27 protein-coding genes are annotated in these 21,296 nt (G+C 71.1%); 10 read left to right on the forward strand and 17 right to left on the reverse strand.

From position 1 onward, the window contains the following. Window positions 1–67: 67 nt before the first annotated feature. Window positions 68–448, forward strand: a complete 381-nt coding sequence (locus tag Q0Z83_RS17210; RefSeq protein WP_317794950.1) for a hypothetical protein — start codon at window positions 68–70, stop codon at window positions 446–448. A gap of 10 nt (window positions 449–458) precedes the next feature. Further along, window positions 459–1,685, forward strand: a complete 1,227-nt coding sequence (locus Q0Z83_RS17215) for a glycosyl hydrolase family 8 (protein WP_317794951.1) — start codon at window positions 459–461, stop codon at window positions 1,683–1,685. Here the strand turns inward: Q0Z83_RS17215 and Q0Z83_RS17220 are convergent. Continuing rightward, window positions 1,667–1,903 (reverse strand): DUF4229 domain-containing protein, encoded by a 237-nt coding sequence (locus tag Q0Z83_RS17220; RefSeq protein WP_317794952.1) that lies wholly within the window; start codon window positions 1,901–1,903, stop codon window positions 1,667–1,669. The genes Q0Z83_RS17215 and Q0Z83_RS17220 overlap by 19 nt on opposite strands. Window positions 1,904–1,937: 34 nt before the next feature. Between Q0Z83_RS17220 and Q0Z83_RS17225 the strand changes: the two genes are divergently transcribed. Beyond that, window positions 1,938–2,465, forward strand: a complete 528-nt coding sequence (locus Q0Z83_RS17225) for a VanZ family protein (RefSeq protein WP_317794953.1) — start codon at window positions 1,938–1,940, stop codon at window positions 2,463–2,465. On the opposite strand, the gene Q0Z83_RS17230 is transcribed toward Q0Z83_RS17225, so the two are convergent. The 6 genes from Q0Z83_RS17230 to Q0Z83_RS17255 form a co-directional block, all read right to left on the reverse strand. After that, the gene (locus tag Q0Z83_RS17230) at window positions 2,441–2,962 is read right to left on the reverse strand and encodes a hypothetical protein (protein WP_317794954.1); all 522 of its coding nucleotides are present in this window, start codon (window positions 2,960–2,962) and stop codon (window positions 2,441–2,443) included. The genes Q0Z83_RS17225 and Q0Z83_RS17230 overlap by 25 nt on opposite strands. A 66-nt stretch (window positions 2,963–3,028) precedes the next feature. Then, window positions 3,029–3,688 (reverse strand): lytic polysaccharide monooxygenase auxiliary activity family 9 protein, encoded by a 660-nt coding sequence (locus tag Q0Z83_RS17235; protein ID WP_317794955.1) that lies wholly within the window; start codon window positions 3,686–3,688, stop codon window positions 3,029–3,031. Between the two features lie 99 nt (window positions 3,689–3,787). Next, window positions 3,788–4,201, reverse strand: a complete 414-nt coding sequence (locus Q0Z83_RS17240) for a S26 family signal peptidase (protein ID WP_317794956.1) — start codon at window positions 4,199–4,201, stop codon at window positions 3,788–3,790. Beyond that, window positions 4,198–6,030 (reverse strand): ABC transporter ATP-binding protein, encoded by a 1,833-nt coding sequence (locus tag Q0Z83_RS17245; RefSeq protein WP_317794957.1) that lies wholly within the window; start codon window positions 6,028–6,030, stop codon window positions 4,198–4,200. The genes Q0Z83_RS17240 and Q0Z83_RS17245 overlap by 4 nt, the downstream gene beginning before the upstream one ends. Next, on the reverse strand, window positions 6,027–6,557 hold the full coding sequence (locus Q0Z83_RS17250) for a thioredoxin domain-containing protein (protein ID WP_317794958.1): 531 nt from the start codon (window positions 6,555–6,557) through the stop codon (window positions 6,027–6,029). Before Q0Z83_RS17250 ends, Q0Z83_RS17245 begins: the two co-directional genes overlap by 4 nt. Window positions 6,558–6,630: 73 nt before the next feature. After that, window positions 6,631–6,837: a hypothetical protein gene (locus tag Q0Z83_RS17255; protein WP_317794959.1), complete on the reverse strand. Its 207-nt coding sequence runs from the start codon at window positions 6,835–6,837 to the stop codon at window positions 6,631–6,633. A gap of 151 nt (window positions 6,838–6,988) precedes the next feature. Between Q0Z83_RS17255 and Q0Z83_RS17260 the strand changes: the two genes are divergently transcribed. Next, window positions 6,989–7,519, forward strand: a complete 531-nt coding sequence (locus Q0Z83_RS17260; RefSeq protein WP_317794960.1) for a MauE/DoxX family redox-associated membrane protein — start codon at window positions 6,989–6,991, stop codon at window positions 7,517–7,519. Continuing rightward, window positions 7,516–8,712, forward strand: a complete 1,197-nt coding sequence (locus tag Q0Z83_RS17265; protein ID WP_317794961.1) for an MFS transporter — start codon at window positions 7,516–7,518, stop codon at window positions 8,710–8,712. The genes Q0Z83_RS17260 and Q0Z83_RS17265 overlap by 4 nt, the downstream gene beginning before the upstream one ends. A 127-nt stretch (window positions 8,713–8,839) precedes the next feature. On the opposite strand, the gene Q0Z83_RS17270 is transcribed toward Q0Z83_RS17265, so the two are convergent. Then, window positions 8,840–9,616 (reverse strand): SAM-dependent methyltransferase, encoded by a 777-nt coding sequence (locus Q0Z83_RS17270; protein WP_378078791.1) that lies wholly within the window; start codon window positions 9,614–9,616, stop codon window positions 8,840–8,842. Between the two features lie 129 nt (window positions 9,617–9,745). Here Q0Z83_RS17270 and Q0Z83_RS17275 point away from each other — a divergent pair, with 129 nt between their 5' ends. Further along, complete coding sequence (locus tag Q0Z83_RS17275; RefSeq protein WP_317794963.1) at window positions 9,746–10,234, forward strand: carboxymuconolactone decarboxylase family protein; 489 nt, start codon at window positions 9,746–9,748, stop codon at window positions 10,232–10,234. On the opposite strand, the gene Q0Z83_RS17280 is transcribed toward Q0Z83_RS17275, so the two are convergent. The 5 genes from Q0Z83_RS17280 to eno all read right to left on the reverse strand — a co-directional run bounded on the left by Q0Z83_RS17280 (window position 10,228) and on the right by eno (window position 14,323). Next, complete coding sequence (locus tag Q0Z83_RS17280; RefSeq protein ID WP_317794964.1) at window positions 10,228–10,944, reverse strand: SDR family NAD(P)-dependent oxidoreductase; 717 nt, start codon at window positions 10,942–10,944, stop codon at window positions 10,228–10,230. The genes Q0Z83_RS17275 and Q0Z83_RS17280 overlap by 7 nt on opposite strands. After that, a complete protein-coding gene (locus tag Q0Z83_RS17285) occupies window positions 10,941–11,540 on the reverse strand; it encodes a nucleoside/nucleotide kinase family protein (protein WP_317794965.1) in 600 nt (199 codons plus the stop codon). The genes Q0Z83_RS17280 and Q0Z83_RS17285 overlap by 4 nt, the downstream gene beginning before the upstream one ends. 43 nt (window positions 11,541–11,583) lie before the next feature. After that, a complete protein-coding gene (locus Q0Z83_RS17290; protein WP_317794966.1) occupies window positions 11,584–12,231 on the reverse strand; it encodes a class I SAM-dependent methyltransferase in 648 nt (215 codons plus the stop codon). Between the two features lie 218 nt (window positions 12,232–12,449). Continuing rightward, a complete protein-coding gene (locus Q0Z83_RS17295) occupies window positions 12,450–12,857 on the reverse strand; it encodes a (R)-mandelonitrile lyase (protein WP_317794967.1) in 408 nt (135 codons plus the stop codon). A gap of 167 nt (window positions 12,858–13,024) precedes the next feature. Beyond that, on the reverse strand, window positions 13,025–14,323 hold the full coding sequence (gene eno / locus Q0Z83_RS17300; RefSeq protein WP_317794968.1) for a phosphopyruvate hydratase: 1,299 nt from the start codon (window positions 14,321–14,323) through the stop codon (window positions 13,025–13,027). Between the two features lie 119 nt (window positions 14,324–14,442). Here eno and Q0Z83_RS17305 point away from each other — a divergent pair, with 119 nt between their 5' ends. Next, a complete protein-coding gene (locus Q0Z83_RS17305; protein ID WP_317794969.1) occupies window positions 14,443–15,324 on the forward strand; it encodes a MerR family transcriptional regulator in 882 nt (293 codons plus the stop codon). On the opposite strand, the gene Q0Z83_RS17310 is transcribed toward Q0Z83_RS17305, so the two are convergent. Beyond that, complete coding sequence (locus Q0Z83_RS17310; protein ID WP_317794970.1) at window positions 15,308–15,841, reverse strand: hypothetical protein; 534 nt, start codon at window positions 15,839–15,841, stop codon at window positions 15,308–15,310. The genes Q0Z83_RS17305 and Q0Z83_RS17310 overlap by 17 nt on opposite strands. Window positions 15,842–15,903: 62 nt before the next feature. Here Q0Z83_RS17310 and Q0Z83_RS17315 point away from each other — a divergent pair, with 62 nt between their 5' ends. Then, window positions 15,904–16,971, forward strand: coding sequence for a hypothetical protein (locus tag Q0Z83_RS17315; protein WP_317794971.1), 1,068 nt, complete (start codon window positions 15,904–15,906; stop codon window positions 16,969–16,971). Window positions 16,972–17,157: 186 nt separating this feature from the next. Continuing rightward, a complete protein-coding gene (locus Q0Z83_RS17320; protein WP_317794973.1) occupies window positions 17,158–17,925 on the forward strand; it encodes an ArsR/SmtB family transcription factor in 768 nt (255 codons plus the stop codon). Here Q0Z83_RS17320 and Q0Z83_RS17325 read toward each other — a convergent pair. Then, window positions 17,892–18,179 carry a hypothetical protein gene (locus tag Q0Z83_RS17325; protein WP_317794974.1) on the reverse strand — a complete coding sequence of 96 codons (288 nt, stop codon included), beginning with the start codon at window positions 18,177–18,179 and terminating at the stop codon, window positions 17,892–17,894. The genes Q0Z83_RS17320 and Q0Z83_RS17325 overlap by 34 nt on opposite strands. Before the next feature lie 86 nt (window positions 18,180–18,265). Between Q0Z83_RS17325 and Q0Z83_RS17330 the strand changes: the two genes are divergently transcribed. Beyond that, window positions 18,266–19,357: a hypothetical protein gene (locus tag Q0Z83_RS17330; RefSeq protein ID WP_317794975.1), complete on the forward strand. Its 1,092-nt coding sequence runs from the start codon at window positions 18,266–18,268 to the stop codon at window positions 19,355–19,357. On the opposite strand, the gene Q0Z83_RS17335 is transcribed toward Q0Z83_RS17330, so the two are convergent. Together Q0Z83_RS17335 and Q0Z83_RS17340 are read right to left on the reverse strand one after the other, a co-directional pair. Next, window positions 19,324–20,472 (reverse strand): glycosyltransferase, encoded by a 1,149-nt coding sequence (locus Q0Z83_RS17335; RefSeq protein ID WP_317794976.1) that lies wholly within the window; start codon window positions 20,470–20,472, stop codon window positions 19,324–19,326. The genes Q0Z83_RS17330 and Q0Z83_RS17335 overlap by 34 nt on opposite strands. Further along, on the reverse strand, window positions 20,469–21,188 hold the full coding sequence (locus tag Q0Z83_RS17340; protein WP_317794977.1) for a lysophospholipid acyltransferase family protein: 720 nt from the start codon (window positions 21,186–21,188) through the stop codon (window positions 20,469–20,471). Before Q0Z83_RS17340 ends, Q0Z83_RS17335 begins: the two co-directional genes overlap by 4 nt. Between the last annotated feature and the right edge of the window lie 108 nt (window positions 21,189–21,296).

Here is a 21,296-nt window from a genome sequence, read left to right on the forward strand (position 1 = left end):
TCGGCAGCCGTGGAGCCGTTACCGGAATTCGGTCGCACGGCGGTCCATCGGCACCTGACGTTCCGGCGTGGACATTCGCGACTGTACGGCCGAGGACCTCGATCGGCTGGAGGAGTGGCTGCCGACCGGGCGGCCCCGGGTGCACGCGGCCCGGTTCGCCCGGCAGGTGGCGGGGGTCGGTTCGTTCATCATCGCCTGGGCGGCCGACGGCCCGGCCGGGTCCGGTGAGGTGCGTTGGGACGGGCCGAAGGAGCAGGCGGTCCGGGCCGCCTTCGACGGTCCGGAGATCAACGGACTGCAGGTGTGGCCGCCGGCCCGGCGTGGACCGGTGGCACTACCTCGACGGCGACGGTGTCCGCCACGAGGAGTCGGAGCACTGCCGGTGGCTGGTCAAGGACGTACAACCGGTCCGTCGGTGACCGTCCATATCGGCCGGAGCGCCACGTAGGGTGGTCGCAATGATCCGGTGGCCGTTCGTCCGTACCGTGGCCGCCGGTCTGTTGATCCTGGCTCCTGCCGGGTGTGACGCGGTGGCGACCATGCGGGTGCCGGTGTCGCCGGGCTTCTATCCGCACGACGTGATCCGGCCGTCGGCCGGGCGGGCGGTGATGCGGGAGCGGCTGGTCGCCTACTACCGACAGTGGCGGGCGGCGTTCGTGCGGCCCGGCTGCGGCGACGGCACGCTGCGGATCCACTCCCCCGACGCCGCCTATCCGGCGATCGCCGAGGCACAGGGGTACGGCCTGGTGATCGCCGCGTCGATGGCGTCGCTGGACGCGGACGCCCGGCGGTTGTTCGACGGGATCCTGGGGTTCGTGCTGGCGCACCCGTCGAGCAACGACGCCGACCTGATGGCGGCCGAACTCGACGCCCGCTGCGTGGAACGCGACGGCGGTGACTCCGCCACCGACGGGGACCTGGACATCGCGTACGCACTCCTGCTCGCCGACCGCACGTGGGGCAGCACCGGGACTCACGACTACCGGGGGCTGGCGCTGCGGCGGATCGCGGCGGTCAAGCGCAGCAACGTGAACCGGGACAGCTCGTTGCTGCTGCTCGGCGACTGGAGCACGCCGGGTTCACCGCTGTACGGCACGTCCCGGACCTCGGACTGGAATCCGGTCTACTTCCGGGCGTTCCGGGCCGTCACCGGCGACCCGGCCTGGACGGAGATCGCGGCGGCGCATCGGGCGGCGGTCGACCGGTTGCAGCGGTCGTTCAGCCCACGGACCGGGCTGATGCCCGACTTCGTCCGCGGCACGGGCGTCGGCCTGACGCCGGTTGCCGGGCGGGTGTTGGAGACCGCGCACGACGGTGACTTCGGGTTCAACGCCTGCCGTACGCCGTGGCGGCTCGGCCTCGACGCGCTGCTGTCCGGAGATGCCGTGTCGACCGCCGCCGCCCGCCGGATGACGGGCTGGTTCCGGTCGGTGACCGGCGGCGATCCGGGCCGGATCGGGTCCGGGTACACCCTGGCCGGGACGGCGTACCGCGCGGAGAGTGACAACGCGTTCTGGGCGCCGCTGGCGGTCGCCGCGATGGCCGACCCGGACGCCCAGCAGTGGCTGGACGCCCTGTGGCAGCGGCTGGCCACCGCCGAGGTCGACCCGGGCGACTATTTCGGTGACACCCTGCAGCTACAGGTGATGATCGTGGTCTCCGGAAACTATCCCTTGCCGGCCTGACGGCGCCGCTCCCGGCGGGCGTCGACCGAGTCGACCACTCGCTCGGTGACCTCGAGGCGTTCCCGGCGCAGCAGGAAGAACGACAGCACCATGCTGACCACGAACGCGATGATGACGCGCAGCACCAGGTCGAGGCCGAACGGGGCGATGGTGAGCACCCCGAAGACCAGCATGAAGTACAGGAGCCGAAGCCCGAGAAGGCGAAGAACGGGACGCATGCGCCCAGGGTACGGATGCCGTTAGAGTGCGCTGATGCTCGGGGGCTGGCAGGACTGGTTCGGGACGATCACCGGCGTCGTCGTCATCACGGTGTTGCTGCTTCCGGTGGCGGGGCTGACGGTCTGGATCCTGGCGCGGCGCCGGGGCGGGTGGCGGCGGTCGCTGGCCGAGGTCGGGATCGTCTACGGGACGGTGCCCTGGCTGTGGATGATCCTGCTGCCCGGCGACGAGGGCGGGGTGAGTCTGGTTCCGCTGCGGGACCTGGTCACGGTGCTGGCCGCCGGGCCGCTGACGATCGCCGTACAGATCGTCGGGAATCTGCTGGTCTTCGCGTCGCTCGGGTTCTTCGGGCCGATCCGGTTCGCGGCGCTGGCGTCGTTACCCCGGGTGTTGACGGTCGCGGCGGCCGGATCGGCGCTGGTCGAGGTGGCGCAGTACGGATTGCAACTGGACCGGGTGACGTCGGTGGACGACGTGCTGCTGAACACCGCCGGGGCGGTACTGGCCGCGCTCGCGTCCCGCCGCTGGTGGGCGGTTCAGAGTCCGGCCGCGGTGTCGTAGCGGCCGCGCAGGTCGGTCATCTCCGGCTCGGAGAGCGCCTCGGTGGCGGCGAGCTGGGCGTACTTCGGCGGGAACATCTGGTGCAGCCGGTCGACGAACCGGACGTCGGCGGTGCCTTCGACGACCTGGATGGCGGGCGGGTCGGCGGTCATGTCGATGATCACCGGACCGGCCAGTTTCACCGCGACGTCCCACGGCAGCAGCGGTTCGGCGACCCCGCACATGTGGAATCCGTAGACGGTGCGCACGTCGGTGATCGTGGTGACGTCGGCCGGTTCGAATCCGTACATGTGCACGCCGCAGATCACCTCCGACGAGGGCTGCTGCGTGTTGTGGCCGGCGTGCTGGTGGGTGGCCGGGTCGGCCTGTTCGAGCGTGGTGCGCATCCGGGCGGTCAACTGTTCGCGCAGGTCGGGCTGATGGTCGGCGACGTTCAGGGCGACCGCGCCGCCCGACACCGCGATCAGGACCGCGGCGGCCCACACATAGCGGTGCATCGTTCGTCCTCACTTCGAAGGATGGGCCTCCGGCCCGGGCGATCAGACCCGGGCCGGAGGTACGGGTCAGACGAAGTTGACGTCGCTGCACCACATGTAGGCCTGGTCCAGGTGCGAGGCCTGCCAGATGACGAACAGGATGTGCTGCCCGGAGTAACCGGACGTGTTCACATTGAACGAGATGTTCTGCGCCGGCGCGTACCTACCGGTCTGCGTGATGAAGTCGAGGTTGCCCCAGCCGAGGGTCTGGGTGGCCGGGTTGAACCCCTGCTTGCTCACGTAGACGCGGAAGTAGTCGGCACCGTGGCTCGCCTGGTCGTACAGCTGGACGGTGAAGTTGCTGGTCAGGTTGCCGGTGGTCTTCCAGGCGCCGACCTTGTTCAGGCTGTCGTTCCGGGTGAGCCCGTTGCTGCACAGCTGGCCGTCCGGGGTCCTGGCCTGGAACTGGCCGCCGAGCCCGTCGCGCAGGGCGCTCATCCAGTTCCACATGGTGTCGGGATTGGCCTGGAACGCCTGCCAGCACATCGGGTCCTGGGTCTGCATGGCCGGGTTGGTGTGCTGACTGCCCCAGGTCTTCCAGCACTGGTATGCGCGGGACTGGGGGTTGATGATCGTGCCGTGGGCCTGTGCCGTTCCGGTCCAGGGCAGGACGCTGAGCAGCAGGGTGAGCACGACGAGCGCTGCCTGGACGGGCCGGCGGGATTTCTGGGCCACGTGTGGGGGCACGGTTCGTCCTCCATTCTTCGGTTGTCCGGGGATATGGACGGGGATGTGGGAGCGCTCCCGACAGCATTACATCCAGGTTTCCGAAATATCAACTGATGTCTATGGAGGTGGCACAAAACCGCTGTGTCGGACCACCACTCCGACGACGTCACCGGCGGGCAGGAAACCCATCGTCCGGGAGTCCGCGCTGCGGGCGCTGTTGTCGCCGAGGATCACCAGGTGCCCCGCCGGGACCACGGTGTCGGCGACCGGGATGCCCGCCGGCACCGGGTCACCGGGCAGAGCGGCCGCCCGTTTGACCATGAAGCGCAGATCGGTGCCGGGTGGCGCGGCGAAGACCACCGCCGCGCCACGACGCACCCCGGCCAGACCGGTCCGCCGGACCAGCAGACGGTCACCGGGCCGGTAGGTCGGCTCCATGCTGACCCCCTCGACGGTGACCAGCAGCAGCCGCCGGCGCAGCAGGACACCCAGGCAGCCCACCACACCGGCCACGCTGAGCAGCCAGATCATCCGGTGGCCGCGTAACCGTCGGCCTGCATCCGGAACAGGCGGGCGTACCCGGCGTCGGCGGCCATCAACTCGGCGTGACTGCCGCGCTCCCGGACCACACCGTCGGCCAGCACCACGATCTCGTCGGCGTCGCGGATCGTGCCGAGCCGATGCGAGATCAACACACTGGTCCGGTCCCGCCGATGCCGCCGCAGGCCCTGGTGCAGCTCGTACTCGGCCTCCGGGTCGAGCCCGGCCGTCGGCTCGTCGAGGATGAGCAGGTCACGCCGGTCACGCAGGAAGGCCCGGGCCAGCGCCACCCGCTGCCACTGCCCACCGGACAACAGCACGCCGGTCTCCTCGTTCTCCCGGTCGGCGTCGTCGTACCAGGCATTGGTCAGCATCGTGTCGTACCCGCTGGGCAGCGCCGCGAGCGCCGGATGGATACCGGCCCGGTCGGCCGCCGCCTCGAGGCGTTCCCGGTCCTGCATGGCCGACAGGTCACCGACACCGATGTTCTCGGCCGCGGAGAACTCGTACGCCATGAAGTCCTGAAAGACCACGCCGATCCGGTCGCGGACCTCGACCGGGTCCAGATCCCGCAGGTCCTGGCCGTCCCAGGTGACGCTGCCCTCGGTCGGGTCGTAGAACCGGCACAGCAGCTTGACCAGGGTGCTCTTGCCGGCCCCGTTGAGGCCGACCAGCGCGACGGTCCGCCCGTGCGGGATGGTCAGGTCGACGCCCTGCAGCACCCACGGCTTGTCCGGGCCGTACCGGAACCAGACGTTACGCAACTCGATGCCGCGCTGCAACGGCCCGGCCGGCAACGGCCGCGCGGGCACCGGCAGGTCCGGCGCGGCGTCGACGAGTGTCCGATAGTGATCGAAGAGCAGGGCGTTCTCGTGCATCGAGGCGAACCTGTCGACCAGTCCACCGCCCGCCGCCTGCACCCCACCGACCGCGGCGACCAACAACGAGATGTCACCGATCGACAACCGGCCCGCCGCGGCCTGCCGGATCGCCCAGATCAGCCCGGCACCGGCGATCACCGCGGTGAGGGTCGCGAGCAGGGCTCGGACCCACAGTTCACGGCCGTCCTGGCGGGCCTGCTCGGTGTTGCCGGCGGTCATCTCGCGCAGCATCCGGCTGCGGAACAGACCGCCCAGCCCCAACATCCGCAGCTCCTTGGCCGCGGACAGGCTGGTCAGCAGCTCGGCGTAGTGCGCCTCGCGCCGGGCCCGACCGCTGACCCGCCACATCATCCGGGCGTTGCGGCGGTTCAGCCACATCTGCGCGGCCAGCGCGGGCCCGGCCGCCGCGAGCGCGAGCAGCGCCAGCCACGGATTCAGGGCGAACAGCACCCCCACGAAACCGGACAGCATGATCGCCGACTCGAACGCGCCGAGCGTGTCGTCGACCAGCTGGCCGGGCCCGGACCGGCCGGACTGCTGGGCCATCCGCAGCCGGTCCCGGAACTCCGGGTTCTCCATCACGCCGATCCCGACGATCCGGCTCATCGCCTGGTAGAGCCGGTCCATCGCCCGCACGCCGACGGCCCGCAACATCCGGCTGTACAGGTAGCCGCGAACCGCCGGGACCACCCCGAGGACCAGACCCAGGCAGGCGATCAGCACGGCCGGTCCGATCAGTTCGGCGACCCCCCGGCCCGCGGCCAACCCATCGATGACGGTACGCAAAAGGGCCGCCGCCGCCACCGGGCCCGCCCCGGCCGCGACCGTGACCAGCACATATCCGGCGAGCACACCGGGGGCCGCACCGGCCCCGATCCGGACGGCCGCCCACAGGTGCCCCGGGATCCGGCGAACCGGAACCGCAGTCGAGTCGCTCACGCCGGAACGAAGTCGGGCAGTTCCGGGAAGGCGTTGCCGCCCGCGACCACCACACCCTGGGCGTCGACCAGGCACAGCGCCGGGAAACTGGTCACCGCGTACACGGTGGCCAGCGGACCCCGCTCGCGCTCGACGACCACGTCGACGTGCGGGGACAGGCGGGCCACGTACGGGCCGGAGTCGTCGGCGTCGGTGACCACCACGGCGACCGCGGCCACCCCGGTGCGCTGCTGGTAGGCGATGAACTCGGGGATCCGGTCGTCGCAGGCGCCACAGCCGATCGAGAAGAAGCCGATGAGCTGTGCGCTGCCGGGTCGCACGCTCGACACGGTGTCGCCGTCGACGGTCGACGCGGTCACCGCCGGAACCGAGGTGCCGGCCGGCAGGGTGGCCTCCTGGATGACGGCGTTGCGGTCGGCCAGCTTCGCGTCGTGGATCCGCAGCTTGCGGATCACCCCGAAGGTGAGCAGGAGATTGAGCGCCGTGGCGGCGATGGCCACGGTGACGGCGGCGGTCAGGTAGAACATGTGTTTCCTCTCCGAACCCGGGACGGTGCGGGGCCCACCCGGGCTCCGCACCGTTCACCGACCGAGCAGCGTCTCAGCAGATGGTGAGGGTGTTCGACCAGGAACCGCAGGTGGCGGAGCAGTTGCAGCTGTCGACGCACCAGCGCCGCTGCTGCAGGTGGCCGACACAGCGGTACTGGTAGTAGCCCTCACCGGGCCGGCACGGGCAGGCACCGGCGCGCTCCTGCGGAAGGAACGTAGCTAGCATGCGGTCGGCGATCACGCCCAGCTTCTGTCGCATGTGTAACTCCCTCGTTCACGTTCCCGAGATGATCTCGGCGGGCCGAGAATAACCACAGTGGATCGATCCGTGCTGTCCCGTTCATCGATGAACATGGCCCTCCGGTGCCGGGTAGGGTGGTCCATCGAGGGATCTACGGGGAGGTCCGGAAGTGAGTTATGCGTTGGTCGGCGCGCGGGTGCTGATCGGCCTGGTGTTCGCGGTCTCGGCGGTCACGAAACTGCGCGCCTTCGCCGCGTTCCGGGTCTCTTTGGCGGCGATGCGGGTGGTGCCGAGACCGCTGGTCGGGCCGGTCGCCGTCGGGGTCGTCGCGGCCGAGTCGGCGATTCCGGTGCTGCTGCTGGTCCCCGGCGCGCAGGCGGCCGGGTTCGTGGTCGCGGTGCTGCTGCTCGCCGCGTTCTCGGCCGGGATCGCCCGGGTCCTCGCCACCGGGACGACCGCGTCGTGCCGCTGTTTCGGGGTGTCGGCGGCCCCGTTCGGCCGTCACCACCTCTACCGCAATGCGGTGCTGACCGTGGTCGCCGCGGCCGGTCTGATCGCCGCGGTCCGGCCGGGCCAGGGTCCCGCGCCGGCCGGTGCGGCGGTCGCGGCCGGGGCGGCGGCCGTCGCCGCGCTGGTCGTCGTCATGCTCGACGACATCGTCGAGTTGTTCCGGCCGGAGCAGCCCGCCGTCCACCGATGACACATCCGCTGCGGCAGGCCGCTTTCGCTCGGCTGTGGGCGGCGGGGTTCTTCGGCGAGATCGGCCAGTGGGCGCTGATGCTCGCCCTGCCGCTGTACGTCCTCCAGCTCACCGGGTCGGCGCTGATCACCTCTGCTGTCGCGCTGCTCGGCCTGCTACCGAGTCTGGTCTTCGCACCCCTGGCCGGAGCCGTCGCCGACCGGTGGAACGTGGTGCTGCTGCTGGTCCTGCTGAGTGCCGGTCAGGGCCTGCTGCTACCGGCGCTGCTGCTCGTCGACGACACCGACGACCTGTGGATCGTCTACCTGGTGTCGGCCGGTGAAGCCGCACTGGCCGCCATGTTCGAGGCCGCGAAGAACGTCGCGGTCGCCACCCTGGTCGCCGAGGACCAGCTCGTCGCCGCGAACGCGGCCATCGCGCTGAACGCCAACCTGGGCCGGCTGGTGGGCAGCCCGCTCGGCGGTGTGGTGCTCGGCTTCTGGGGCCTGCCGGGTGTCGTCACCCTCGGCGGGGCGGCGTTCGCCGTCGCGGCGGGCCTGGCCGCCACCGTGCCCCGGCACCGGGCGGTCGGGATGTCTCCGCCCGCGTTCTGGCGCGGGTTCGGCGACGCGCTCGGCAGCATGTGGCGGATCCGGGAGTTGCGGGCTTGCGTGGCCATCGAGGCCCTGACCGCCGTCGCGCAGGGCATGTTCGTGGTGTTGTTCCTGCTGTTCATCACCCGGCTTCTCGGCAAGGGTGAGACCGAGGCGGGCCTGCTGCGCGGCGTACAGGCGATCGGCGGTCTCGTCGGCGGGGTGACCGCGGGCCTGCTCGCCCGGCGGCTGGGACCGGCCCGGCTGCTCGCGGCCGGGCTGCTCGCGTTCGGTGTGGTCAGTGCCGTGACGTGGAACGCGTCGTCCTTCGCGACCGCGTTCTGGGTCTACATCGTGCTGTTCGTGATCGTCGGAGTGCCGGGGGTCTACACCCACGCCGGTTGGCTGTCGATCCTCCAGCGGGCGGCACCACCGGCGATCCGCGGCCGGGTCCTCGGCGCGACGCTCGGGCTGGCGGACGGGTTCCAGGCGCTGGGCATGTTCATCGCCGGTGTGCTGGCGGGCACCCTGTCCACGCTCACCCTGCTCAACGCGCAGGCCGCCCTGTTCCTGGTGGCGGCCGTCGCGGTCCGGCTCCTGCCGACGCCTCGGCGGCCGTGAGCGCGCCTCCTGCCGACGCTCTGACCGCCGTTCCTCCCAGTGCCGCCCCGGCCGTGAGCGCGGGCCCTGCCGATGCCGGCGACCGCCGTGACCCCGGCTCCTCTCAGAAACCGGCGACCGCCGGGCGTCAGGCGATGCGGGCGACAGCCCCGTAACCGGTGGCCTCGGCCGGGGTGGGGCGCGGGCCGGGCTGCGGCCGCCAGTCGGAGACCGAGACGATGCCCGGCTCGAGCAGGTCGAGACCGTCGAAGAAACGGCTCACGGCGGCCAGCGGGCGCGGCGAGAACACCGGCTTGATGTTCTTGTTCACCGCGTCCATCGCGGCGATCGTCTCGGCGTCCAGCGGGTCGAACGTCGCATGCGACAGCACCAGAAAACTGCCCGGCGGCAACGCGGCGACCAGTTGCTGGACCACCGCCCACGGATCCTCGTGGTCCTCGACGAAATGCAGCAGCGCCACCAGCAGCAACGCGACCGGCTGGGAGAAGTCCAGAGTGTCGCGCAGCGCCGGGTCGGCCAGGATCTGCTCCGGCTTACGCGCGTCGGCGTCGATGTAGGCGGTCGCGCCCTCCGCCGAACCGGCCAGCAGCGCACGGGCGTGCACGAGAACCAGCGGGTCGTTGTCGACGTAGACGATCCGCGACTCGGGCGCGATCCGCTGCGCGACCTCGTGCACATTGTCCGCGGTCGGCAGGCCGGTACCGATGTCCAGGAACTGCCGCACCCCCGCCTCAGCGGCCAGGAACCGCACCGCACGCTGCATGAACGCCCGGTTCTCCCGGGCCGCGGTGCGAATGTGCGGGAACACCGCGGCGATCGCCTCGGCGGCGTCCCGGTCGGCCTGGAAGTTGTCCTTACCGCCGAGCCAGTAGTCGTAGCGGCGCGCGGGATGCGGCTTCGTCATGTCGATCCGGGCCGCAAGGTCCGATCTGTCGGTGCTCACCAGGATCTCCCAGAAGTCCGTGACACGAGGCGGCCGAGTGTAGCCCGTTCGGAGGAGGACGCCCGCCCCCAGCGCATGATGACGTGAAGTGTGCCGCACATCGATCTTCCACCACTGCCCGGAATCGCCGGCCTGCTGGCCGGCTTCCCGCAGACCGCCGAACCCCTCAACCACCTGGCCGAGACCCTGCTACGAGGCCCGTCACCGCTGTCCCCCGCACAGCGCGAGACCATTGCGGCGTACGTGTCCCGCCGCAACGAATGCACGTTCTGCGCCGAGACACACGGCGCGGTGGCCCGCCGACTGGGCGCGGACGAGTCGGACCCGCTGATCGTCGCGCTGCTGACGATCGCCGACCGGGTTCGGGTCGACGGCCGCTCGGTGACCGCCGACGACATCGCCGCGGCCCGGGCGGCCGGCGCCGACGACCGGACCATTCACGACACGGTGCTGATCGCGGCGGCGTTCAGCATGTTCAACAGATACGTCGACGGCCTCGGCACGCTGGCCCCCACCGACCCGGCCATGTACGAGAAACACGCCCACAACCTGGCCACGAACGGCTACCTCCCTCAGTAGGCCGGTTTCGTGCCGGTGTGGTCGGCCAGCGCCGCCAGCAGCGCGTCCTGGAACCGGTGGTCACCGACGGCCGGGTGCGGGGTCTGCCGCTTCTGGTGGTGCCAGTAGCCGCCGGTGGTGAGCGCTTCCGGGTCGTCGCTGGTGGCCAGCCACTCCTGGGTCAGGTGCCCGAGGCGCAGATCGTCGGGGGCACCCGGCCCGCCCATCTTCGTCGGCACCCAACCCGGGTCGACGCAGTTGCTGACCACACCGGCCCGCAGCCGGGCGACCGCGGCGGCCAGCGCGGTGACGAACAGCTTGCTGTCCGAGTAGTTTCCGGAGGTCAGCCGGCCCACGTCGGCGCGGCCGCCGCGGTGCATGCCGCTGCTCAGATAGATCAGCCGCCGCGGCCCGTCGATGAGCGCGGTCAGCAGATACGGAGCGACCACGTTGACCGGCATGATCAGCGATCCGGTGTAGATCCCCGCGTTGTGAATGACCACGTCGACTCCGCCGAGCCGGCCGACCTGCTCGGCCACAAGCCGGGTCTCCCCCATGTCGGCCAGGTCACCGGCGACCGCGAGCGCTCCACGCCGGACCAGGTCCGCGACGGCTGCCAGCCGCTTCTCGTCCCGCGCATGCACGATCACCTCGTGCCCTTCACCGAGCAGAGTCTCGGCGGCGGCCCGCCCGAGCCCATCCGCCGACCCGGTGATGAAGATGCGTGTCACGGTGCGCCTGCTTCCCTGTCCTCGGTGGCCCACCCGGTCAGATCGATGATTCCGGTGGCGATGTCGGCGATCGTGCGTCCGTCGGTCGGCACCCGATGCACCCGGCCGGAGACGGTCCGTTCGAGTTCCCGTGCCATGAGGTCGCTGCGCTCGATGTGCCGTTCCAGTGCGGTGCCCTTCTCCCGCTCGGCGAGCCGCCGCCGAGCGGTGGCGTCGTCAGCCGTCAACAGAACCGCGGTGACCAGCGGATCGTCACCCATCGCCGCGGTCAGCGCATCGACGAACCGCACGCTGACCGTGTTCGAATAGATCATCCGCCGGTAGCCGAGCTCCCGGTAGTTCGCCCACATCGCAGCCAGGTTCCGTTCCGCCAGCCCGTGCTCCCACGGCGGCGGGTAGGCCAGGTCGAGATTGTCACCCTCGATCAGGCAGTGCCGGATCCTCAGCTGGGACAACTGCTCGTGAATCTCGTGACCGACACTGGTCTTGCCCACCCCGGACCGGCCACCGAGGAGAAGCACCGAGCTCCGCGCGCCCGGCCCGCCACCCTCGCGATCCGTGCGGCCGGTCACCGCGTGCCCCTCCGTCAACGCCACGACCGTTCAGCTCGCGCCGTGCCGCCCGCCTGTCGGCCTGTCGTCACGTCGGCACCGTACCCGATTCCGATTTCACCGCCTGGATCAGTTCGACGGTGCCGGCCTTGCGGCGCACCGATTCGGTGATCTCGAAGCCGGTGGCGCGGACCAGAGGGAGCTGGCGGCGGGTGAAATGCTCACCGGCGGAGGGGATCGACAAACGCTCGACCAGCCACTGCAGGGCGAAGATCGGGGGCCAGGTGCTGGCCACGTGGTCGAAGAGCAGCAGGCGGCCGCCCGGCGTCAGGACCCGCCACATCTCGGTGACCGCGGTCCGTGGGTCGGCTATCGCGCACAGCGACAGCGCGCACACCACGGTGTCGAACGAGCCGTCGGCGAACGGCAGCCGGGCCGCGTCGGCCTCCCGCAGGTCCACGGCGCGGCCCAGGTCGGCGGCCCGCTGCCGGGCGACGGCCAGCATGCCGGGGCTGACGTCGACCCCGGTGACGGTCACCGACGCCGGAAAGTGCGGCAGGTTGCGCCCGGTGCCGACACCGACGTCGAGCACCCGGCCCTCGACCCGGGCGCCGAGCCACTCCCGCCCACCGCCGAACCAGAACCGCTCCGGCAACGCGATCTGCCGGTCGTAGCCCGGGGCCGCTCTGTCCCAGACCCGACGTGCCTTCACGGCACCTTCCGAAGTCTCCACCATGGCCTCCCTACCGCCGATGCTAGGCCCCGCCGGCACCACCCCGTCTGTGTTGATCATGAGGATGGGAGAGGCGCTGCGAACCGGTCTCTGACCGCCGCCCGAGGCCTCGGCGCGACATCTGAGGCCGAACCGCTTCACCGACACCAACCGGTGGCGTCACTGGTGGTCGGCCTTCTGGCAGGCCTCCTCGCCGCATGGACCGACGCGAGCCGGAGGCGTCACTGGTGGTCGGCCTTCTGGTAGGCCTCCTCGCCGACCGGCTCGAGCCAGGTGGTGGGGTCGGTGCCGTCGGGGTGGGCCTCGAGCATGGCCAGGTGGCTCATGAACGTGTCGGCGGCGGCGCCGTGCCAATGCTCCTCGCCAGGTGGGCAGACGACCGTCTCACCGGCGTGGATGCGCAGCACCGTGCCGTCGCGCGTGCCGACCAGGCCGACGCCCTCGGTGACGTGCAGGGTCTGGCCGACAGCGTGCGAATGCCAGTGGGTGTGGGCGCCCGGCGTGAACCGGACGAGCGCAACGATCATCCGCGACGGACCGGTCCCGTTGTAGACCGGCGTCATATAGACGTCGCCGGTGAACGCCGTGGCCGGGGTCTTCACCGTGGGGCGAACGGGCAGAAGCTCCATGAGTGCGCTCCTCGAGGAAAGTTCGGTGGCTTCTCCATCAAACTCCCCCACCGGCGCCGCGGGGAGGCCCTGCTGAGGCAGGTAACAGCAGTACCACCCTCGGCGCGCCGAACTCGAGGCCCACGAAAGCGGCTTGAGAAGCCGGACCGAGAGCACGGGCGAGAGCGTCACCCAGGCAGGGCGCTCCGCGAACGGAAAGTCGGGTCGGCGCCGGCATAGCGGGCGGACCTGCCCAGCTCCTCCTCGATCCGGATCAGCTGGTTGTACTTGGCGGTCCGGTCGCTGCGTGACAGCGACCCCGTCTTGATCTGCCCACAGCCGGTGGCGACGGCCAGGTCGGCGATCGTGGTGTCCTCGGTCTCCCCCGAGCGGTGCGACATCACCACCCGGTACCCGGCCCGGTGGGCGGTCTCGACCGTACGCAGCGTCTCGGTGAGCGTCCCGATCTGGTTGACCTTGACGAGGATCGCGTTGGCGTAACCACCGGCGATCCCGCCGGCCAGCCGGTCGGCGTCGGTGCAGAACACGTCGTCCCCGACCAGTTGGAGATGGTCACCGGCCTGGGCGGTGAGCTTCTTCCACCCGGCGAAGTCATCCTCCGCCATCGGGTCCTCGATCGACGAGATCGGGTAGCGTCCGGCGAGTTCCAGCAGGTAGGCGATGTGCTCGTCGATGCTGCGGGTGAGTTTCTCGCCGCGGTAGACGTAGGCACCGTCGTGGAAGAACTCGGAACTGGCCGGATCGAGGCAGACGGTGATGTCGACCCCGGGCCGGTAGCCGGTGTCCTCGATGGCCCGCACCACGAACCGGAGTGCCTCGTCGGCGTCGGTGAAGTTCGGTGCGAACCCGCCCTCGTCCCCGACGTTGGTGCTGTGCCCGGCCGCGGCCAGCTCCCGGCGCAACGTGTGGAACACCTCGGATCCCATCCGTACCGCCTCGAAGAAGGTCGGCGCGCCGACCGGGGCGATCATGAACTCCTGGAAGTCGAGGGGGTTGTCGGCGTGCGCGCCGCCGTTGACGATGTTCATCATCGGCACCGGCAGCAGCCGGGCGCCGGCCCCGCCGAGGTAGCGGTGGAGCGGCTGCCGGTGCGCCTGAGCAGCGGCTTTGGCGGTGGCCAGAGACACCCCGAGGATCGCGTTGGCGCCGAGCCGACCCTTGTCCTTGGTGCCGTCGAGGTCGATCATCGTGGTGTCGACGAGCGCCTGCTCTTCGGCGTGCAGGCCGGCGACGGCCGCGGCGATCTCGCCGTTGACCGCGGCGACGGCGAGGCCGACACCCCGGCCGTGGAACCGCTGCGGGTCGCCGTCGCGTAACTCGACCGCCTCGTTGGCGCCTGTCGACGCCCCGGACGGGACCGCGGCCCGCCCGAAGGAGCCGTCCGCCAGTACCACGTCGACCTCGACGCTCGGGTTGCCCCGGCTGTCGAGGATCTGCCGTCCGATCACCCGGCTGATCGCCGTCATCACACACTCTCCCTGGTCGGTGATTCGCCGGAGCAAGACTGACGGCCGGGCGGCCGGGTTGTCATCGCGAGGAGAATCGCGTTGACCTGTACCCCGGGGTACGGGTTTAGGGTCTGCGCATGCGCGTGGGGGAACTGGCTCGACGGACCGGCACGACGGTTCGGGCGTTGCGTTACTACGAGGAGACCGGGCTGGTCGTGCCGCGGCGGCTCGGTAACGGGTATCGCGACTACGACCCGATCGCCGAGCGGCAGGTCGCGCAGATCCGGGAGCTGATGGCGCTGGGGTTGACGGTCGAGGAGACCCGCCCGTTCGTGGAGTCGCTGGCCAACGATGACGACGTGTGCGCGGCGGCGGTGGCGACGTTCCGGAGCACGGTGACGAACCTGCAGGCGCGGATCGGCGAGCTGACCGCCCAGCGGGAGGCGCTGGACGCGCGGATCGACGTCGCCGCCCGCCAGATCGTCACCGGTGATCCGGCCGGCGGTGCTGTCGATCCGGCCGGGCTGGTCGGCGGGCGGCTGCCTGAGCTGGAGTTCTACGGCACCGACGGCCGGCCGATCCGGCTGCACGATCTGGGGCCGGGGCGCAGCGTCATCTTCGTCTACCCGTTGACCGGGCGGCCGGGCGTCGACCTGCCCCGGGGGCTGCTGGAGATCCACGGGGCGCGGGGTGCCGCCCCGGAGCACTGGATGCGTGACCATCACGCCGAGTTGCTGGCCGCCGGCGCCGCCCGGGTGTACGGCCTGTCCGCCCAGTCGACCGGCTACCAGCGCGAACTGGCCCATCGGCTGCGTCTGCCGTACCCCCTGATCCCCGATCCGCGATTGACGCTGGCCGCCGCGGCCGGGCTGCCCACCCGGACCACCGGTGATCTCTCGGTTTATCAGCGGTTGACCCTGGTCGTCGTCGACGACCTGGTGGAGCACGTCTTCCACCCGATTCCGGACCCGGCGTCGCACGCGCTGGACGTGATGCGGTGGCTCACGCAGCGACGCTGAGGGCGGCGATGAACGGTTCGCGGACGACCGGGTCGCAGTGGGCCTGTTCGAGGGCGCGTTTGTCGGCGTCCGGGTCGGGTCCGGCGACGTGGTCGGTGCCGGCGGCGCAGGCGACCGGCACGGAGCCACGGCCGTCCCAGGCCGGCCCGTGGGGGAAGGTGACGTCGATGACGACGGGCCGTCCGTCGAGGTGAACGACCAGGTAGCGGTGCACGTCCCAGAGTCCGTCGGCGGGCACGGCGGCGGCGACGGCAGTCCCGAAGTCACGGACGGCGTCCGCCGGCATGCATCGATAGACCCGGTGGATCAACTGCGGTCGGGTGTACGGCCACCGCTGCCCGATCACCGCGGCGAGCAGCGCGTGTTTGGTCGAGCAGGTGCCCCGCCATTCGGTGAGGGCGCCGAGCGGCGTGCGTTCGCTGGGTCGCGCATAGGGCATGGCGTGCACCGCCGCCACGACATCGACCATCGCGGCGTCCTCGCCCAGCCCCGTCCGCTCACTGAAGGGTCTCCACACGGGGACCATCGTCTCTTTCGCGTTTCGGCACGCGGGCCGGGGGGCTCTGCAAGCATCGGGGCATGGATGTGGTCGCGGAGGACGCCGGAGAAGCGGGCGAAGCGAGCGAGACGGCCGAGGTCGAGCAGGAGCTGCCGCCGGCCGAGGAGCGGGAACGCGAACACCATTTCTGGGTACGGGCCGTCGTGCTCGCCGTTCTCGGGGTGGCGATCGTGGCCCTGCTGGGCAGCACGCTGCTGAGCATCTCGCACGCGCCGACGCCACATCACGTGCCGCTCGGGTATGTCGGTGACGACGGCACCCGGACGGCTTTGGAGACGCAGGCCGGGGACGCGCTGGACGTCAAGGTGTACGGCAGCCGGGACGAAGCGATCACCGGGATCAGCCGGTTGGAGGTCTACGGCGCGGTGATCGTCAGCGCCACCGGCATGGAGCTGCTGAAGTCGACGGCCGCGTCGCCGCAGGTGGCGGCCACGTTGACCGCGCTGATCGGGAGGAGCGGTGCGACGCCGACGGTGACCGAGATGTCGCCGCTGCCGTCGGGTGACTCCAGCGGCGGCAGCCTTGCGGTGATGCTGCAGGTGGTGATCCTGGGCGGCACGATCGGTTCGATGGGTCTGGGTCGGCTGGTGCCGCGTTACCGGGCGAACCCGGCCCGTGGCGAGCTGCCGCTGCTGTTCCTGATCCTGTACGCGTTCTGCATCGGTGGCGGTGTGGCCGGGCTGGCCCGGGCGTTCGGTGTCGGCACGCACGTCGACTACGAGCATCTGACGCTCTGCCTGGCCCTGGTCAACCTGGCGGTGACCGCGTCGACGAGTGCGCTGGTGTCGCTCGTGGGCGCGGCCGGCGGGGCGGTCGGCGGGGTGCTGTACTTCCTGATCGGCGCCCCGATCAGCGGCGCCGCGACCGCGGGTCCGCTGATGCCGGCGTTCTGGCACCAGTTCGGGCAGGCGCTGCCACCGGGCGCGGGCGCCACCCTGCTACGCCGGGTCCTCTACTTCCCGGACGCGCCGATGGGCGGCCCGCTGATCACCCTGTCCGCCTACGCCGGGGTGGGCCTGCTGGTGCTGGGCGTGGTCAACCTGATCGCCGGTGCCCGCCGCCGCACCAGCCTGGCCGGCCTGCCCTGACCGGCGCAGCGCCGGGGTCAGCGTCGCCGTCACGCACAGTGACAGGACGGCGAGTGTGTCCATCGCGGGGGTGGCGCCGAGCCGGGTGGCGAGCAGGCCGCCGGTGACCGCGCCGATCGCCTGGCCGACCATCAGGCCGGTCGAGTAGAGGCCGAACGCCTGCCCGCGTACCGCCGGCTCGATGGTTTGGGAGAGTCTCTCCTGCAGCGGCAGGGAGGCGGCGAAGCCGGCCGAGGCGAGGAACGCGAGGACGGCGAGTGGGACGACGACCGGATCCGGGCCGAGCTGCGTGCTCTCCGGCCGGGCCGGCTCACGTCGAGCCTGCTCCGGCCCGGTCTGCACGCCGAACTGATCGAGCTGCTGCGCTGGGTGTGGTCGGTGACGCCGGCCGCCGACTGGCCGCGCCGGCAGCGGGTGCTGCAGGCCGACATCGTGTCGCGCACCGCGCTGCCGGCCGCGCACGGCTGGTCCGGGATGATCCCCACCCTCGGCGCCAAGAAGAAGTGGCTCGGCGACGGGCGGCTCCAGATCGACCGCTACGACCTGCCCGAACGTGACCTGTCGCGGGCCGAGGCGCTGCTGTTCGTCCCGGTGCACAGCAACGGCTCGTGGGTGGCCTGGACCGAGCCGAGCCGCTACGCGATCATCTACCCGGTCACCGGCGCTCTCGCCCCCACCGGCACGACCGCCGTGACCGGGCTGGCCCGCCTGATCGGCGCGAACCGGGCCCGGCTGCTCCGGTCGCTCGACGACCCGCGCTCGACCACCCAGCTCACCGCCCTCTCCGGCCTGCCGATCGGTGCCGTCGGCAACCATCTGCGGGTGATGCTCGACGCCGGGCTGGTGCTGCGCCGGCGCGCCGGCCGCGAGGTGCTGTATTGGCGGACGGCGCTCGGCGACCAGCCGGCGGCCACCGGCGGTCAGAAGCCCTCGGCGCGGCGGGTGCGGGCGTAGGCGGAGCCGACCAGGTGGGTCAGGTCCAAGAGGCCGGCCAGGACCACCCAGAACCACTCCCAGCCGACCAGGCCGATGCCCGGGGTGTAGAGCACGATGTAGATCAGGGTCGCGAACGGGAAGAACAGCAGGCCCAGCAGCGGCCAGATCCACGTGTCGAAGGCGGCGTCGACGAAACGCGGCCGGACCAGCCAGATGAGGAGCAGGGCCAGCCGCGGGAAGATCCCGGCGAAGATGGCGAACAGACATCCCATGGGCATGAGGATGCGGCGCAGGTCGGGGCTGCGCCTCATGCGTGGCGGGTGATCCGGGGCCGGTGATCAACGGCTGTCATGGAGTGATGTCGGCCTTTCTCGTCCTCGTCGTGGTGGTGGGCGCGCGTTTTCTCGTACCCCTGCTGATCCCGCGGTTTCCGCTGCCCGCGATCGTGGCCGCGCTGGTGCTGGACGGCATCGACCAGTCGATCTTCCAGGCGTTCGGCTTCGACCCGCCCGGTTACCAGGGTTACGACAAGGCGATGGACGTCTACTACCTGGCGATCGCCTATCTGGCGACGCTGCGGAACTGGACGAGCCTTCCGGCGGTACGGGTGGCCCGGTTCCTGTACTTCTACCGGCTGATCGGGGTGGTGGCGTTCGAGTTGACCGACTGGCGGCCGCTGCTGCTGATCTTCCCGAACACGTTCGAGTACTTCTTCATCGCGTACGAGGTGTACCGGCTGTTCTGGAATCCGGCGCGGGTGGCCGTCCGGTCGTGGGTGCTGACGGCGGCGGCGATCTGGGTGTTCGTGAAGCTGCCGCAGGAGTGGTGGATCCACATCGCGCAGCTCGACTTCACCGAGACGGTCGCCGAGGTGCCGTGGTTCGGTCCGGCGTGCGTGGCCGGTCTGGTGCTGCTCGGGCTGGGGTACTGGTTCGTGGTCCGGCCGAGGCAGGCACCGCACGACTGGTCGTGGCACGTCGCCGCCGATCCGCTGCCGGCGGGCGCGGTCACCGTCGCCGACCGCAACCGGTGGGTGGCCGACCATGGTCGGCTGTGGTCGGCGGGCACGCTGGAGAAGGTGACGCTGATCGGTCTGCTGTGGGTGATCTATGCGCAGGTGCTGCCCGGCACGACCGCCACGCCGATCCAGCTGTTCGCCGGGACCACGGTGTTCGTTCTGGTGAATGCGGTGATCAGCCTGATCGTGGCCCGGTCGGCTCGCGGTCTGGAGCCGACCGGGACGGCGTTCGGTCTGCGGGTGCTGCTGAACATGGGTCTGGTGACGGTGGTGTGGTGGCTGCTGCCGGCCGCCGACTTGACCGGCGCGTTCTTCTTCGTCCTGCTGCTGAGCCTGCTCACTCTCCTGGACGACCGCTACCGTCCGATCCACGAGATGCGCTTCCCGGACACACACGGCTATCTGGCGCGGACCGACAGGGCCAGCTCGTAGATCGCCTCGAGGCGATTCAGGAAGACCGATGGGGTGTACGCGGCGGCCGCCGCCAGGCCGTCGCGGACCGTCTGTGCCCGAAGCGCCTGGTCGTCGAGCATCCGCAGCAGGGCCGCGGCGAACGCGTCGGGGGTCGGGTCGCAGGTGAGGCGGGTGGTGTCGTCGGCACCCGGCCGGGTCGCCAGGGCCCGGTCGGCGACCACCACCGGCAGCCCGGCCGCCTCGGCCTCGGCCAGCACCAGGCTCTGCGTGTCGGTGGTCGAGGTGAACGCGAGCACGTCGGCGGCCCGGTAGAAGTCGGTGACCCGCTCGTGCGGCACCGGCGGGTGCATCTCGACGTGCCCGTTCAGACCGAGCGCGGTGATGCGCCGGTGCAGGTGGCGGCGCTGCTGCTGGACGCCGACCAGGATCAGCCGGGCCGCCGGGCGGGCGGCCCGCAGCCGGGTGAACGCCTGGAGCAGCAGTTCCGGGTTCTTCTCGGCGGTGCCCCGGCCGACCGACAGCACCACGTCGCCACCGCCACCGGGTGCCGGACCGGCCGCGACGGTGGTGACCGGGGTCGGCAGGACGCGGATCTCGGCGACCGGTTCGAATGCGGCGAAGCCGGCCGCGGTCTTGGCCGACGGGGCGACCGCCACCGCCATCCGGGCGAACATGGCCCGGCCCAGGGCCTCCAGACGTAGCCGGCGCACCCGGCCGGGCCTGGTGAGCTCCAGGAATTCGCGCGGTGACCAGCCCAGTTTCAGGCGCAGCGCGCACCAGGCGGCGCCGGCCGGGATCTCGGCGAACAGGTCGGCGTACGCCAGCAGGTCGGTGTGCCAGGTGGCGACCAGTGGCACCCGCCAGGCGGCGGCAGCGCGGAACCCGGTCATCCCGATCGGGCCGGTGGTCTGCGCGTGGACGAGGTCGGCCGGGTGGGGGGTGAACGGCAGCCCGATCCGGACCTGCCGGAACGGCACCGGCACCGAACGGACGCCGGGGCGCAGCAACGGACCCGGACGGTAGAGGTCGACCTCGTGGCCGGCGGCGCGCAGGAGCCGTACCGTCATCTCGGTCGAACGGGTGACGCCGTCCGGGCGTCCGGGGTGGCTGTCGCAGAAGTGCGCGATCCTCACGGTGCGGCGAGCCCGGCCGCGATCGCCTCCCGGGTCGCGTCGCGCAGCGCGCCGACGTCCTCGAAGTCGCCCGGCAGCAATGGAGGCAGCACCTCGACGCGGGCCCGGATGTGCTCGCGCAGCACGAAACCCGAGCGCGGCAGTGCCTGCCGGGTGCCGTGCACGACGATCGGATAGACCGGGACGCCGTGCCGTACCGCAAGATCGAAAGCGCCGTTCTTGAACGCCTTGAGGGAGCCGTCGCGGGTGCGGGTGCCCTCCGGGAAGATCATCAGCGGCGAGCCGGCCTCGAGGTGCGCGTCGCAGAGTTCCATCATCCGCCGCACCGACGTGCCGCTGCCGCGGACCAGCGGCACATACCTGTTGAGCCGCATGTTCCAGCCGATCACCGGCACCTGGAAGATCTCCTGCTTGGAGACGTATTTGAACGGCCGGAACAGCGCGAACAGCACCAGGATGTCGATCAGCGAGGCGTGGTTGGCGACCAGCACGGCCGGGCCGCGCCACGGCAGCCGGTCGCGGTGCTCGACCCGCAGCCGCCACAGCGGGCAGATGTAGACGTAGAACGACGCCCACGCCGACGAGTACAGATGCAGAGCCACCCGGCGCCTGTCGAACGGCAGCGTCACCAGCCACACCAGCAGCGCGCCGACGAAGAAGACCGGGCAGGTCACCACGATGAAAGCCCAGAACAACACCGAGAAGACCCACAACATGCGGACATCTTTCCGGTACGCCGTACGCGTCGCCACCCCTGATGAGGTCTCGTCGTAGTCTCCGGTGGGTGAACACTGGGAGCCGGGCCCCGGCCGCCTCCGGGGTGC

It is taken from the genome of Actinoplanes sichuanensis (genome assembly GCF_033097365.1).
GTDB classification, from domain to species: Bacteria; Actinomycetota; Actinomycetes; order Mycobacteriales; family Micromonosporaceae; genus Actinoplanes; species Actinoplanes sichuanensis.

Coding starts and splice junctions, on each gene's coding strand:
- Q0Z83_RS17315 (WP_317794971.1), top strand. CDS start 15,904: ATGGATGTGGTCGCGGAGGACGCCGGAGAAGCGGGCGAAGCGAGCGAG.
- Q0Z83_RS17255 (WP_317794959.1), bottom strand. CDS start 6,837: ATGCGACAGAAGCTGGGCGTGATCGCCGACCGCATGCTAGCTACGTTC.
- Q0Z83_RS17220 (WP_317794952.1), bottom strand. CDS start 1,903: ATGCGTCCCGTTCTTCGCCTTCTCGGGCTTCGGCTCCTGTACTTCATG.
- Q0Z83_RS17250 (WP_317794958.1), bottom strand. CDS start 6,557: ATGTTCTACCTGACCGCCGCCGTCACCGTGGCCATCGCCGCCACGGCG.
- Q0Z83_RS17215 (WP_317794951.1), top strand. CDS start 459: ATGATCCGGTGGCCGTTCGTCCGTACCGTGGCCGCCGGTCTGTTGATC.
- Q0Z83_RS17225 (WP_317794953.1), top strand. CDS start 1,938: ATGCTCGGGGGCTGGCAGGACTGGTTCGGGACGATCACCGGCGTCGTC.
- Q0Z83_RS17230 (WP_317794954.1), bottom strand. CDS start 2,962: ATGCACCGCTATGTGTGGGCCGCCGCGGTCCTGATCGCGGTGTCGGGC.
- Q0Z83_RS17325 (WP_317794974.1), bottom strand. CDS start 18,179: ATGGGATGTCTGTTCGCCATCTTCGCCGGGATCTTCCCGCGGCTGGCC.
- Q0Z83_RS17330 (WP_317794975.1), top strand. CDS start 18,266: ATGTCGGCCTTTCTCGTCCTCGTCGTGGTGGTGGGCGCGCGTTTTCTC.
- Q0Z83_RS17340 (WP_317794977.1), bottom strand. CDS start 21,188: ATGTTGTGGGTCTTCTCGGTGTTGTTCTGGGCTTTCATCGTGGTGACC.
- Q0Z83_RS17270 (WP_378078791.1), bottom strand. CDS start 9,616: ATGACGAAGCCGCATCCCGCGCGCCGCTACGACTACTGGCTCGGCGGT.
- Q0Z83_RS17295 (WP_317794967.1), bottom strand. CDS start 12,857: ATGGAGCTTCTGCCCGTTCGCCCCACGGTGAAGACCCCGGCCACGGCG.
- eno (WP_317794968.1), bottom strand. CDS start 14,323: ATGACGGCGATCAGCCGGGTGATCGGACGGCAGATCCTCGACAGCCGG.
- Q0Z83_RS17290 (WP_317794966.1), bottom strand. CDS start 12,231: ATGGTGGAGACTTCGGAAGGTGCCGTGAAGGCACGTCGGGTCTGGGAC.
- Q0Z83_RS17305 (WP_317794969.1), top strand. CDS start 14,443: ATGCGCGTGGGGGAACTGGCTCGACGGACCGGCACGACGGTTCGGGCG.
- Q0Z83_RS17240 (WP_317794956.1), bottom strand. CDS start 4,201: ATGATCTGGCTGCTCAGCGTGGCCGGTGTGGTGGGCTGCCTGGGTGTC.
- Q0Z83_RS17265 (WP_317794961.1), top strand. CDS start 7,516: ATGACACATCCGCTGCGGCAGGCCGCTTTCGCTCGGCTGTGGGCGGCG.